At 68.7% G+C, this 12,966-nt stretch carries 15 protein-coding genes; 7 read left to right on the forward strand and 8 right to left on the reverse strand.

Annotated features, from left to right (window positions below; translation table 11 throughout):
• Positions 1–50: 50 nt before the first annotated feature.
• A complete protein-coding gene (locus TPR58_RS06625) occupies positions 51–338 on the forward strand; it encodes a hypothetical protein (RefSeq protein WP_346245834.1) in 288 nt (95 codons plus the stop codon).
• A 71-nt stretch (positions 339–409) separates the two neighbouring features.
• Positions 410–856, forward strand: a complete 447-nt coding sequence (locus tag TPR58_RS06630; protein ID WP_346245835.1) for a DUF1801 domain-containing protein — start codon at positions 410–412, stop codon at positions 854–856.
• Here the strand turns inward: TPR58_RS06630 and prfH are convergent.
• From prfH to TPR58_RS06665, 7 genes are all read right to left on the reverse strand, one after another.
• Positions 837–1,475 (reverse strand): peptide chain release factor H, encoded by a 639-nt coding sequence (prfH, locus tag TPR58_RS06635; RefSeq protein WP_346245836.1) that lies wholly within the window; start codon positions 1,473–1,475, stop codon positions 837–839. The genes TPR58_RS06630 and prfH overlap by 20 nt on opposite strands.
• Complete coding sequence (locus TPR58_RS06640) at positions 1,472–2,578, reverse strand: RNA ligase RtcB family protein (protein ID WP_346245837.1); 1,107 nt, start codon at positions 2,576–2,578, stop codon at positions 1,472–1,474. Before TPR58_RS06640 ends, prfH begins: the two co-directional genes overlap by 4 nt.
• Before the next feature lie 258 nt (positions 2,579–2,836).
• On the reverse strand, positions 2,837–3,634 hold the full coding sequence (locus TPR58_RS06645; protein WP_346245838.1) for a gamma-glutamyl-gamma-aminobutyrate hydrolase family protein: 798 nt from the start codon (positions 3,632–3,634) through the stop codon (positions 2,837–2,839).
• The gene (gene epsC, locus TPR58_RS06650) at positions 3,631–4,590 is read right to left on the reverse strand and encodes a serine O-acetyltransferase EpsC (protein ID WP_346245839.1); all 960 of its coding nucleotides are present in this window, start codon (positions 4,588–4,590) and stop codon (positions 3,631–3,633) included. The genes TPR58_RS06645 and epsC overlap by 4 nt, the downstream gene beginning before the upstream one ends.
• Positions 4,587–5,231, reverse strand: coding sequence for a peroxiredoxin (locus TPR58_RS06655; protein ID WP_346245840.1), 645 nt, complete (start codon positions 5,229–5,231; stop codon positions 4,587–4,589). The genes epsC and TPR58_RS06655 overlap by 4 nt, the downstream gene beginning before the upstream one ends.
• Before the next feature lie 24 nt (positions 5,232–5,255).
• On the reverse strand, positions 5,256–6,620 hold the full coding sequence (locus TPR58_RS06660; protein WP_346245841.1) for a dicarboxylate/amino acid:cation symporter: 1,365 nt from the start codon (positions 6,618–6,620) through the stop codon (positions 5,256–5,258).
• Between the two features lie 210 nt (positions 6,621–6,830).
• Positions 6,831–7,991: an MFS transporter gene (locus tag TPR58_RS06665; protein ID WP_346245842.1), complete on the reverse strand. Its 1,161-nt coding sequence runs from the start codon at positions 7,989–7,991 to the stop codon at positions 6,831–6,833.
• 86 nt (positions 7,992–8,077) lie between these two features.
• On the opposite strand from TPR58_RS06665, the gene TPR58_RS06670 reads away from it, so the two are divergent.
• Positions 8,078–8,773, forward strand: a complete 696-nt coding sequence (locus TPR58_RS06670; RefSeq protein ID WP_346246049.1) for an HAD family hydrolase — start codon at positions 8,078–8,080, stop codon at positions 8,771–8,773.
• 96 nt (positions 8,774–8,869) lie between these two features.
• Here TPR58_RS06670 and TPR58_RS06675 read toward each other — a convergent pair whose 3' ends face one another.
• A complete protein-coding gene (locus TPR58_RS06675) occupies positions 8,870–9,448 on the reverse strand; it encodes a helix-turn-helix domain-containing protein (protein WP_346245843.1) in 579 nt (192 codons plus the stop codon).
• Positions 9,449–9,548: 100 nt separating this feature from the next.
• Here TPR58_RS06675 and TPR58_RS06680 point away from each other — a divergent pair, with 100 nt between their 5' ends.
• The 4 genes from TPR58_RS06680 to TPR58_RS06695 all read left to right on the forward strand — a co-directional run bounded on the left by TPR58_RS06680 (position 9,549) and on the right by TPR58_RS06695 (position 12,929).
• Entirely contained in the window at positions 9,549–10,244 is a 696-nt protein-coding gene (locus tag TPR58_RS06680) for a glutathione S-transferase family protein (RefSeq protein ID WP_346245844.1), read from the forward strand.
• Positions 10,245–10,358: 114 nt separating this feature from the next.
• Positions 10,359–10,970 (forward strand): TetR/AcrR family transcriptional regulator, encoded by a 612-nt coding sequence (locus tag TPR58_RS06685; protein ID WP_346245845.1) that lies wholly within the window; start codon positions 10,359–10,361, stop codon positions 10,968–10,970.
• Positions 10,971–11,261: 291 nt separating this feature from the next.
• Complete coding sequence (locus TPR58_RS06690) at positions 11,262–11,642, forward strand: hypothetical protein (protein ID WP_346245846.1); 381 nt, start codon at positions 11,262–11,264, stop codon at positions 11,640–11,642.
• A 3-nt stretch (positions 11,643–11,645) separates the two neighbouring features.
• Positions 11,646–12,929 carry an efflux RND transporter periplasmic adaptor subunit gene (locus TPR58_RS06695; RefSeq protein WP_346245847.1) on the forward strand — a complete coding sequence of 428 codons (1,284 nt, stop codon included), beginning with the start codon at positions 11,646–11,648 and terminating at the stop codon, positions 12,927–12,929.
• Positions 12,930–12,966: the final 37 nt, after the last annotated feature.

Raw genomic sequence — 12,966 nt, forward strand, 5'->3', positions numbered from 1 at the left:
CGGTGGTGTCGCCGCGGCTGCCAACGGCGCGAATGACGGGAGAGGAGCCCATGCATCGCGCCGATGTCGATCTGCTCGACTGCAACCGGACCTATTGGGTGCCGATCGTTATCGCGCCCTGCAGCGATTGGGCGGCAGCGCCCGGATGCCATCCCGGCGACCGCTTCCTGGTCGACCGCCATACCCTGCGCGCCCAGCGCGACGAGATTTCCGCCTTCGCAACCAGGCTCAGCTGCCTCTCCTGGATCATGCGCCACCGCGTCGAACTCAACCGCGCGCTCCCCCGCGCCACCGTCTGCGCGGTGCGGCTGGACCGGTGGTTGCTGGGGCTGGAGTAGCCCAAGTCAGCCGCACTTGAGCGCGGGTCGGGGGAAGGCCAGACATGGCGGGCATGAAAGGGAGCGAAACCATGGCAGTCTCAGGTTCCAGCGCGGGCAGCGAGCCGAAGCTTCTCTCCGGCGGCAACCCGCAAATCCCCAAGGGTGATGGCGACGCCCCCGTCCAGGCGTACATCGCCGCCATGCCGGGTTGGAAACGCGACGCCGGGCGCCAGCTCGATGCGCTGGTCGAGCGGATCGTGCCCGATGTGCGCAAGGCGGTGAAGTGGAACTCGCCGCTCTATGGGGTGGAAGGGCAGGGCTTCTTTCTGGGCGTCCATTGCTTCACCCGCTACATCAAGATCTCGTTCTTCCGCGGCGCGGCGCTCGATCCCCAGCCGCCGGTCGGCTCGAAAGACCCGAACGCCCGATATGTCCATCTCCAGGAAGGCGATCCGGTAGACCAGCCGCAGCTGGCCGACTGGATCCGCCAGGCGGCGGCAATCCCCAGCTGGCAGCCTAATCGGGCACCAGCCTGAACCGCGGCCCCTCATAGCTGCGCACGGCATTGCCGCGTTCCAGCGCGTGGTTGCGCTCCCACAGGCTGCGCTTGCCGTCCGCCGCGCCGCGCTCCTGCCGCTCGACGAACATCAGCTGCAGCTTCAGCCGGGCGATCCGGCGATTGGCGTGTTGCGACCGCTGGTCCTGCGAGGTGGTTGTCAGCCCGGTCGGCAGATGGGTGGCGCGCACCGCGCTGTCGGTCTTGTTGACATGCTGGCCACCCGGCCCCGACGCGCGCATCGCCTGGTAGCGGATATCGCCGTCGCGCAGATCCGGCACCGCCTCGGGCGGCGGAACGCGCGAGACACCGGCGAACCAGTTGCGCCTCTTGTGCAGCGGCCGGAACGGGCTGGTCCCGATCCAGCGGATCGAGCCGCACCGCGCCGCGGCAAACGCCTCGGCGCCGCTGCCGGAGACGCGCAGCAGCAGCGACGGAACCGGCCCCTCGACCGGTTCGACCGGCACACAGGCCAATCCCGCCGCCTCCGCTTCGCGCAGGAAGACGCGAGCCAGCTGCGCCACCACCCACTCGCACTCGCGCGGACCCTGGCCGGCACCGACATGGAGGATGATCTCCGCCATCGCATCGCCGCTCATGACCGGCGTACCTTGTAGGTCAGCAGCGGGCGCAGCGTCGCCACCGGATCGACCAGCCCGGCCTCCACCAGGTCGCGTACGACGCGGTGGATGTCCTTGTAAGCTTGGGGCGCCTCCTCGAAGATCAGGTCGCGATCCTCGCAGATCACGCGCCCGCCCAGCGGCGTGCGCTCCAGCGCCGCCGCGGTCACCCGGCGGCCCAGCTTGCCCTTCGTCTCGCTGCGGCTCCACTTGCGGCCCGCCCCGTGCGCAAGCGAGGCGAGCGCGATATCGCCGGCCTCGCTGCGCGGCCGCACGACATAGGTCAGGTCGCCGCGCGATCCCGGCACCACGACCAGCCCCTTGTCCGCCGGTGCCGCACCCTTGCGATGCAGCCAGCCGCCACGATGCGGCGTGACGCTGTTGTGGCAGATGTCGAGCAGTCGCGTTCCGGCCATGCCCAGTCGATCGAGGAAGCGATGGGCGATCACCTGACGGTTGAGCACGGCCCAGGCCATCGCCTGGTCATGCTCGGCCAGATAGGCGGCTCCCTCGGCGCCGTCCGCCAGCAGCGCCGACGACCCGCCGGCCATGCGTGCATGCCGGTCGAGGATCGCCTGGCCCAGCCCGCGCGACCCGCTATGCACCATCAGCAGCACCCGGTCGGTGGCGAGGCCCGAGGCATCGAACCCCGCCTCGTCAAGCACCGCCTCGACCCGCAGCAGCTCGGCGAAGTGATTGCCGCCGCCGATCGTGCCCAGCGCCTCGCCCATCAGGTCCGCCGGCAGGCCGGCATCGCCCAGCGCCGCGGCGGCATCGCCCGACCAGCGTCCCTCCAGCCCGTGCAGCTTGCGCTCCGCGGCGTCGGCGCGGAATTTGCGCAGCGGCAGGTCACCCTGCCACAGCGCTATCCCGCACCCGATGTCGCTGCCCACCAGTGGCGGATGGACATGGCCGGGCGACCAGAAGGCAGCGCCGACCGCGATGCCGCGCCCGGCATGGAGATCGGGCAGGCCCACGACCCGCTCGATCCCCTCCAGCACGGCGCTGTGATGCAGCTGGTCGATCGCCGACTGCTCGATCCAGCTGCCGGACGAGGCGATGATGTGAATGTCCGCGCTCATGACCGCGCCTCCCCGATGAGAGGAAGCTCGTTCGTTGTTTCGATAAGAACAGCCGCGGCGTCGGGCGCGCGGCCAGAGATCAGGCGATGAGAATCGCCCGTACAGAAAGTGCCCATGCAACAGGGTCCCGAAGTTCATGGAATGAAATGCTATCGATGGTCGAGCGAACGGTTCGCATGATGCACTCCTTTCCTGTCGGGTGTTGATCGGGAGGCGCGCCAATAGCCGCAGTGGCGCTGCGGTGCAAGTCGGTGTTGGTCAGGCGTCGGCGCGCTCGCGCAGCGCATCGCCGACCAGGCCGAAAAAGGCGCGACCCTCGGGACGCTGGGCATAATTCCACTCGGGGTGCCACTGGACTGCCAGCACCGGTGCGCCGCAGGGGCGGGCGGAGAATGCCTCGACCAGCGAATCCCCGGGCGAGATCGCCTCGGTCGACAGCCCCGATCCCAGACGGTCGATGCCCTGATGATGGACCGAATTCACGCGGATGTCGCTGCTGCCGATCGAGGCATGCAACAGCCCGCCCTCGACCAGCGCGACATCATGGTCATGGTCGAACAGCGCCTCGAACGGCACCCCGTCGCGCTCGCCCAGGTGATGGCTGCCCGCAGGAAGCTCGGCGGTGAGGGTGCCGCCGAACAGGACGTTGAGCTCCTGCAGCCCGCGACAGATGCCGAACACCGGCCGGCCCGCCTCGATCATATGCGCCGCCAGCGCCAGGGCGACGGTATCGCGCTGGTGATCGAGCGCGCTCTCGCAGGCCTCGCGCGCACCGCCATAATGCGCTGCGGCGACGTTCGAGCGCGATCCGGTCAGAAGCAGCCCGTCGAGCCGGTCGGCAAGCGCGACTGCATCCAGCGCGTCGGCGAGTGCCGGCACCAGCAGCACGCTGGCACCCGACACGCGCGACAGCGGCTCGATGAACCGGCTGGCGACCGCCTGGATGGGCCGCTCATGCACCTCGTTGCAGCACAGCACGCCGACCACCGGTTTGCGCGGCGGGCGCGGACCGGCGGCTGCGTGCGCCGGGCGCGGGAGGAAGAACGGCGCGGTCACGTCGTCTGGCCCGCCAGTTGCCGGGTCAGGCCTTCCGCGACGTCCTCCTGCAGGCGGATCGCGCCCGGCTGGACGACCACCGTCCCGGCCGGCACGTCCTCGAGCAGCCAGACATTGCCGCCGATCGTCGCCCCGCGGCCGATCCGCACCCGGCCGAGGATCGTCGCGCCAGCATAGACGACGACATCGTCCTCCACCACCGGATGCCGCGCAAAGCGCTCGCGCGGGGTGAGGGTGCTCAGGCCCAGCGGGCTGCGCGCGCCCAGCGTGACATGCTGGTACAGGCGCACATTGCGGCCGATGATCGCGGTCTCGCCGATGACGACGCCGGTGCCATGGTCGATGAAGAAGGACGGGCCGATCGTCGCGCCCGGATGGATGTCGATCCCGGTCCGGGCATTGGCCAGTTCGGAGATGACCCGCGCCACGATCACCGCGCCCAGCGCGTGAAGCGGATGCGCCAGCCGGTGGTGCAGCACCGCAAGCGCGCCGGGATAGCTGATCAGGATCTCGTCGACGCTGCGCGCTGCGGGATCGCCGATGAACGCCGCCTCGACATCGCTGTCGACCAGCGTGCGGACCTCGGCCAGCGCGGCGGCGAAGTGGCGCACGATCGTGTCGGCCTGGTCGGGATCGAAGGCCTGGCGCGATTCCGCCTGCCAATAGTCGAGCTCGCTTGCGACCTGCTCGCGCAGGATCGCCAGCGCCGCGCCGATCTCAGCGGCGACGAAGTCATCCTCGCGCGCCGCGCCGCCACGAAAGCCGCCCAGCCGCACCGGGAACAGCGCGGCGGACAGATGCTCGACCACCCTGGCCAGTTCGGCGGGCGCGGGGAAGCGCGACACCCCGTGCAGGCCCGACTGGCGCTGCCGCCAGGCGGTGCGCGCGCCATTCAGCGCGCTCACCGCCTCGGCGATCTCGTCGGCAAAGGCCGACCCGGTCGGCGATGCGCTCACGGCTGGTCCGCCTCGGGCTGGCGCACCGTGCGCAGATAGGGGGTGTGCTCGGTCCAGCCCTCGGGAAACAGCGCCTTGGCCTGCTCCGCATCGACGCTTGGCAGGATGATGACGTCGTCGCCCTGTTTCCAGTCGGCCGGGGTCGCGACCTTGTGCGCATCGGTCAGCTGAAGGCTGTCGATCGCGCGCAGGATCTCGTCGAAATTGCGTCCGGTCGAGGCGGGATAGGTCAGGATCAGGCGTACCCGCCTGGCCGGGTCGATGACGAATACGCTGCGCACCGTCGCGGTGTCCGACGCATTGGGGTGGATCAGTCCGAGCAGGCCCGAAATGCGGCGGTCGACATCGGCGATCAGCGGATAGTTGAGCGCCGATCCCTGGGTCCGCTCGATATCGGCCGCCCATTGCAGGTGACGATCAACCGGATCCACTGAGAGGCCGATCACCTTGACGCCGCGCCGGTCGAACTCGGGCTTCAGTCGCGCGACGGTACCCAGCTCGGTGGTGCACACCGGCGTGAAGTCGCGCGGATGCGAGAACAGCACGACCCAGTTGCGGCCGGCCCATTGGTAGAAGTTGAGCGGTCCCTCGGTCGATTCCTGGGTGAAGTCGGGGACGGTATCGAAAAGCCTGAGCGACATGGGGGATCTCCGATTGGAGGGGTTTCAGGCCGGTACGGGAGCGCCGTCCGCCCCCTGGCGGAAGCGGTCCAGATCGAGGATGCCCGCGCGGCGGGCGACGATTGTGGGGACCAGTGCCTGTCCGGCGACGTTCACCGCGGTACGGCCCATGTCGAGGATCGGGTCGATCGCCAGCAACAGGCCGACGCCCTGCAACGGCAGGCCCAGCGTGGACAGGGTGAGCGTGAGCATCACCGTCGCTCCGGTCAGCCCGGCGGTCGCTGCCGAACCGATGACCGACACGAAGGCGATCAGCACATAGTCGGACAGGTGCAGCGGAACCCCGAAGAATTGCGCGACGAAGATCGCCGAGATGGCGGGGTAGATGGCGGCGCAACCGTCCATCTTGGTCGTGGCGCCCAGCGGCACCGCAAAGGCGGCATAGGCGGCGGGCACGCCCAGCGCGCGTTCGGTCACTTCCTCGGTCACCGGCAGCGTGCCGACCGACGAACGCGATACGAAGCCGAGCTGGATCGCCGGCCATGCCGAGGCGAAGAAGCGCGTCGGCGACAGGCCGTGCAGCGCGAGCAGGGTCGGGTAGATCAGGAACAGCACCAGCGCGAGGCCGAGATAGATTGCCCCGGCAAAGCTGCCCAGCGCCGACAGCGCGTCCCAGCCATAGCGGATCACCGCATCGCCGATCAGCCCGGCGGTGCCGATGGGGGTCAGCGCGATCACCCAGCGCAGCAGCCGGCGCATCACCATCAGTGCGGAGGCGTTGAACGACAGGAAGCCTTCGCCCGCCGGCCCGATCCGGACCGCCGCCGCCCCGACCGCGATGGCCGCGACGATGATCTGCAGCACGTTGAACCCGATCGTCGTGCGCGCGGCGCCATCGGCCAGACTGGTGGAAGCAGTGATGCCCAGGAAATTGGCGGGGACCAGCCCCTTGAGGAAATCGAGCCAGGATCCGGTCGTCCCGGGCGCGGCGGCACTGGCCGCGTCCACTCCGGAATGAAGGCCGGGCTGGATCGCCAGGCCGAGTGCGATGCCGATCGCCACCGCGATCAGCGCGGTGATCGCGAACCAGACCAGTGTCTGCACGACCAGCTTCGCCGCATTTTCCAGATCGCGCAGCGCGGCAATCGACGCGACGATCGCGGTGAAGACCAGCGGCGGCACCAGTGCCTTGAGCAGCTGGACGAAGATCTGCCCCAGCGTGTGAAGCCCTTCCCCCAGCGCCGCGGCGAAGACGGGTGCATCGGGCGCAATCAGGCGAGCGACAAGGCCGAGGGCGAGGCCGACCGTCATGCCGATCAGCACCTGCACGCCGAAGCTCGGCCAGCGATGCTGGCGAGACGGTCCGCCGGATGCGGCTCGGGATGGGGCGGGATCGACGCGGCTTGCCATACTCAACTACTCTGGAGGAGCGGGCGGGGAGAGGATCCGCCCGCTCCAGGGTCAAAGGTGCGGGAAGCTGCGACACCGCACCGCGAAGCCCGAGCGCGGCTTCCCACGGCCAAGAGGTAAGGGCCCGACCGGTCGGCATGCGAACAAGAAAATCTTTCAATGCCCATCGCGCAGATGGGAATTTCGTTTCGGAGACGCTTCGAAGGGCGTCTAGCGCGTCAGGCCGACCATCATCAGCGCGCTGATCGCGAGGATTGTCGAGCCCGTCGCCAAAGCGACCAGGCCGGCGCCGATGAATGGTGCAACCGCCGCCGTGCCGACCGCCGCGGTCATCAGGATGGCGAGGATCACCAGTGCGGAGGCGCGGGCATCGTCTCCGTTCGCCGCCAGGATCGCGGCGTGAAACCCTGGCGCCCCGCGAATCCCGAGCCCCAGATTGATGAGCGTGAAGGCGGGAATGACGACCGCCAGGCTGGCCCCGCCCACAAGCGCATAGACCAGCATCGCGGCCGCCCCCATGACGGCGAACATCGTCCCCGTCACGATGACCGGCATCTCGCCGAACCGCTGGACCAGATGGCCGGTGCTGTTGGCGGCAACCGCGAACAGGGTGATGCCGCACACCTGCATCAGCACGAACGCGCCCAGGCCGAGCCCCAGGCTGTTGGTGAATACCGTCGGCGCGCCGAACACGAATACCAGCAGCGCACCCAGCGTGAAGGCGTAGCCCAGCGCATGACCGATAAAGCGCCGGTTGTGCAGCAACTGCGCATAGCTGCCCGACCCGACCGGGCGCACCACCACCGGAAGCAGGTCGCGTCGCCACAGGATGATGGCCGCCAGCATCAGCGCGAGCGCGGCGATGGTGTCGAACGACGCGCGCCATCCCCAGATCGACAGCAGCCACGCGCCCAGTATCGGTGCGGCGGCGGGCGCCAGCGCCTCGATGCTCCCCAGCGCACCCAGCGCACGCACGGCGCGATCATCGCCATACAGCGCCCGGATCATCCCCGGTGCGAAGACGGCGGCCGCCGCGCCCGAGGCGCCCTGGACGAACCGAAGCGCGATCAGCGCGTCGAGGCCGGGAGCGAAGGTGCACAGAAACGAGACAAGCCCATAGGAAGCGAGCGAGCCGATCATCAGCCTGCGATGGTCGATCCGGGCGCCGATCTCCCCGAAGAACAGCAGCCCGATCGCCGCGCCTGCGGTAAAGGCGGCCAGCACCAGCTGGGCCCGCTCCGCAGTTCCGCCCAGCATGGCGGGCAGCGACGGGATCGCCGGCAACACCAGATCGGTGCCGGCGATCCCGATCGCGGTGCCGGCCGCGACCAGCAGGAACGCGGCATGAGTCGAGGCACGGGGGCGAGTCATTGCAGCGCGTCTAGCGGCTCGACGGGGCCTGCCGAACGGATAATTTATCCATGGCGGCCCGCCTTGCCCGGGCCTATCCCGCGGCGATGTCCATCCAGCTCATCTGCCTCGATGCCGACGACACGCTCTGGCATAACATGCGCCACTTCGCAGTGGCCGAGCATGCCTTTCTCGACATGATCGCGCCCTTTGCCGAGGCCGGGATCGCCCGCGCTACGCTCGAGACGACCGAGATCCGCAACCTGGCGCATTACGGCTATGGGGCAAAGAGCTTCACCCTGTCGATGATCGAGACCGCGATCGAGCTGGGCGGCGACGCGCTGCCGGTCGACGCGTTTCGCAAGATCCTGGCGGCGGGGCGCGACCTGCTGGCGCATCCGGTCGAGCTGCTCGACGGGGTGGAAGACACGATCCGGGCCCTGGTTGAACGCGGCGACCTGGTGCTGGTGACCAAGGGCGACCTGCTGCACCAGGAAGCCAAGCTGGCGGCATCGGGACTGGGCGAGCATTTCGCCTCGGTCGAGATCGTCAGCGACAAGCGGCCGGAGACCTTTCGCACCCTGTTCCAGCGTCGCGGGATCGACCCGTCGTGTGCGATCATGGCCGGCGACTCGCTGCGATCGGATATCGTCCCGGCGCTCGAGGCCGGCGCCTGGGCTGCCTTCGTGCCGCACGACCTGGCCTGGAGCCACGAGCGCGCAGAGGAGCCCGCACATCACCCGCGCTACCACCGCCTGTCCAAATTCTCGCAACTGCCCGCTCTGATCGACGAGATCGCCTAAGTCCCCCTTCCGCTTGCGGGAGGGGCTAGGGGAGGGCCTGTCCTCAGACAGCATCGCCCCGTGACAAGCCCTCCCGCGAGCGGGACGAAAGAGCCGTTAAAGCGTCTCCACCAGCCGCACGGCAGACCCGTCCGACAGCGTCATCCGCGTCCACCGGCACCGGCTCGGCCGGATCGGCACGATCCGCGAGCGGTTGCATCCCGTCTCGAACTCGATCGGCGCCGGGCAGGGGTCGTCGTACCAGCCCGCAGCGGGCAACGCCGCCTCGACCGCGATCAGCTCGGGCGGCGAGAAGCGCCACAGCGATCGCCCGATCAGCCCGGCCGCATCGACCCCGAACGACGCCGCACGTGCGGGCGAGAAGGCGAGCAGCCGGTGGCTGGTGTCGCAGACAAGATGCACCGCGCGGCGGCTTTCGCGTACCAGCATCGCCAGCGCGGCGTCGGCGGCGGAATCGGGCCGGGCTGCGACCAGCGCCAGCAATCGTCGCGCCTCGCCCGGATCGATCGGCTGGCCTCCCGCTTCCCAGCGCGAGACGGTGGACTGTGCCACGCCCAGCCGCTCGGCGGCTGCCGCCTGCTTCACCCGATTGATGACCCGCCAGCGCCGCAGCGCCGCCGCCAGCGCGGCGCCGTTCAGCGGGCCGAGATCGGTCGGGCGCGCGGTGGTCGTCATGCCCTTCTTTCTAGCGTCGATCGGGGCCGGCGGGGAAGGGGCTTGGCACCGGGCGGGTGGTTCGCGCATGCTGTCTCAGGACCCGATCAGGAGACGAGACATGACCGATTTGGCCGAATTCCCGGTGACGCATCGCTGGCCGCCGCAGCATCCCGATCGGATCCAGCTCTATTCGCTGGGTACGCCCAACGGGGTGAAGCCGCTGTTCCTGCTGGAGGAGGCGGGGCTTCCCTATGAAGCGCACAAGATCGACTTTGGCCAGCAGGATCAGAAGACGCCGGAGTTCCTCTCGCTGAATCCCAATGGCAAGATCCCGGCGCTGCTCGATCCAAATGGTCCGGAAGGGCGTCCCTTTGCGCTGTTCGAATCCGGCGCGATGCTGATCTACCTCGCGGACAAGGTCGGCCGCTTCATCCCGCAGACGCCGGAGGCGCGCTGGCACTGCATCCAGTGGGTCATGTTCCAGATGGGCGGCGTGGGGCCGATGTTCGGGCAGCTCGGCTTCTTCAACAAGTTCGACGGCAAGTCGTACGAGGACAAGCGGCCGCTCCAGCGTTACGTGACCGAGAGCAAGCGGCTGCTCCGGGTGATGGATGCAGCGCTCGATGGTCCCGACTGGTTTGTCGGCGACGACTACAGCATCGCCGACATGTCGATGCTCGGCTGGGTCCGCAACCTGATCACCTTCTACGAGGCACGCGACCTGGTCGAGTTCGACGGCTTCGCCAATGTGGCCGCCTGGCTGGAGCGCGGGCTGGCCCGTCCGGCGACGCAGCGGGCGCTGGCGGTCTATTGACCGGGGTCGCACCGCTCAGCATGGCGTATGCAAAGCAGACACGATTAAGGGGTTTCCCCAGCCCGGACTCTGTGTAGTGGATTTTGCTGCCGGAACCATTATATACCGATCATTATGGAAACAGAAACCTGCACCGCGGTGAAGGGTCGTCCCCGCGAATTCGATGTCGATACTGCCCTGGCCGCCGCGCTCCGCGTCTTCTGGAGCAAGGGTTATGAAGGCGCGTCGCTGACCGACCTGACCGAGGCGATGGGTATCACGCGCCCCAGCCTCTACGCCGCGTTCGGCAACAAGGAAGCGCTCTTCCGCAAGGCGCTCGACCTCTATGAGGCCGAGAAGCTCTGTTATGTCGGGCGCGCCCTTGAAGCGCCGACCGCGCGCGAGGTCGCCGAACGCATGCTGCAGGGCGGGCTCGAGATGCAGACCAGCGATTGCGAGCCAAAGGGATGCCTGGGCGTCATCAGCGCGGTCGCGTGCGGTGCGGAAGCGCAAAGCATCCGTGCCGAAGTCGTGGCCCGCGGCGTCGCCGCGCACGCCGCCTTTGTCGAGCGCTTCGAGCGCGCGAAGGAGGAAGGCGACCTTCCCGACAATATCAGCGCCGAGGGGCTGACCCGCCACCTGATGGCGATCATGCAGGGCATGGCGGTGCAGGCCGGCGCAGGGGTTTCGCGCGAGGAACTTCAGAATCTGATCCGCACCAGCCTGGCGATGTGGCCGGGAAAATAGGGTGCGATAGACAAACTGCACGCGTCGAAACCAAAGCTGTCGACAAAGCGTACCGGTCGATATAGAAAGCCCTTGACGCAGTGCAGCGCGATTTCTATACCAGATGGTATGGAATGAATCGTCGCCACCGGGCACGGTTGAAGCTTCCATCATGAGGTCGGACGGGGTCGCGAACGCAAGTTCGCGGGCCGACCCTTCATGCATCGAGATCATGATGGCGGGCTCGCGGCCGAAAAGGCCGTTTTCGAGCGGGGGAGGCGTTTGCCCGCCGCGAACGAGGGAGAAGCGGCAATGGCGTTTCTGAATTTTTCCGAACTGCAGGGCAGCCCCGTCGCGGTGCCGGCCGATGTCGTCAATGCCAGCGGGTTCACCGGGCTCGAATGGTCGGTGATCGCGCTGGCGCAGAATGACCGGCTGTCGACGCTCAGCCGGCCCAGCCGGATGTCGGTGGCGCTGGGCGTCGTCTTCGGCGGCGAACGGCCCAACCCCAAGCTGGCCGATACCCGGCTGGAGGCACTGCGCCGGATGGCCGTGCTGTCCTGGCACCGTGGTTATTCGGTTGCGGCATCCGAGCTGGAGGCGTTCCACGCCGCCGGCTTCACCGCCGCCCAGTACGAAACCTTGCTTGAAAGCATCAGCCGCGGCCGGACCGCGCGCAATCGCAGGAACTGAAGCATGAACATGGAAACGAAGATCGAAACCGCCGGCGCCGCGCGGGCGGGCGACGAGCCGCGGCTGCTCGACCGGTTTCGCACGCTGCCGCTGTGGCAGCGCGGCGGGATCGTGGCGTCGCCGTTCGTCATTGCCGTCGCGCTGCTCAGCCTGGGCGGCAAGCAGGCAGCGGCGGTCGATGCGCCGCCGCCGCCGACCGTGACGGTCTCGACGCCGCTGGTCCGTGAGATCAACGAGTGGGACGATTATGTCGGTCGGTTCGAGCCGAGCCGCAGCGTCGAGGTGCGTCCGCGCATCGCCGGCGAGGTCGTCGGGGTGCATTTTCAGGACGGCGCGGTGGTCCGCAAGGGCCAGCTGCTGTTTACCATCGACCCGCGCCCCTATCAGGCGTCGCTTGCCGAGGCGCGTGCCGGCGTCGCCAGCGCCTCGGCCGAACTGACCTTGGCCCGGGCCAATCTGGAGCGCGCCGAGCGGCTGGTCGCGGTCGAGGCGGTTGCCAAGAGCGACATCGACCGGCTGCGCGCCTCGGTCCAGTCGGCCCAGGCGGCGCTGGCCGGTGCCCAGGCGCGGGTGCGCCAGCGCGCGCTGGATGTCGGCTTCACCCAGGTCCGCGCGCCGATCACCGGACGCATTTCCGATCGCCGCGTCGATGCGGGCAATCTGGTCGCCGCGGGCGAAGGGCCGGGCAGCACCTTGCTCACCACCATCAACGCGCTGGACCCGATCTACTTCACCTTCGACGGGTCGGAGGCGCTGTTCCTCAAGACCAAGCGTGCCCAGGAAGACGGCGCCCAGTCCTCGCCGGTCGAGATCCGCCTGCAGGACGAGGGCGAGTTCCGCTGGAAGGGCAAGCTCGACTTCACCGACAACGGACTGGATCCGAAGTCGGGCACGATCCGCGGCCGCGCGGTGCTGTCCAACCCCGACCTGTTCCTGACGCCCGGCATGTTCGGCAACATGCGCCTGTCGAGCGGCGGCACGGGCCAGGCGATCATGGTACCCGATGCGGCGATCACGACCGACCAAGCACGCAAGGTCGTGCTGGTCGTCGGGCAGGACGGCATCGTCTCGCCAAAGACGGTCCAGCTTGGCGCCGTCATCGGCGGGCTGCGGATCGTCCGGTCGGGCCTGGCGCCCAGCGACCGGGTGGTGATCAGCGGCACGCAGATGGCGATGCCGGGCAGCAAGGTGAATGTCCGCCAGGGCAGGATCCAGCCCAGCGGTCCCGCCGCGAAGGCGCCGGTCATCTCGGCTCCGGTCACGGGCGAAGCAACCTTCGCCCGCTGACCGTCCGCCGCCGGGTTCCCTCAAACCCTCGACCCGG

Source organism: Sphingomonas rustica (genome assembly GCF_039652585.1).
Lineage (GTDB): Bacteria > Pseudomonadota > Alphaproteobacteria > Sphingomonadales > Sphingomonadaceae > Sphingomonas > Sphingomonas rustica.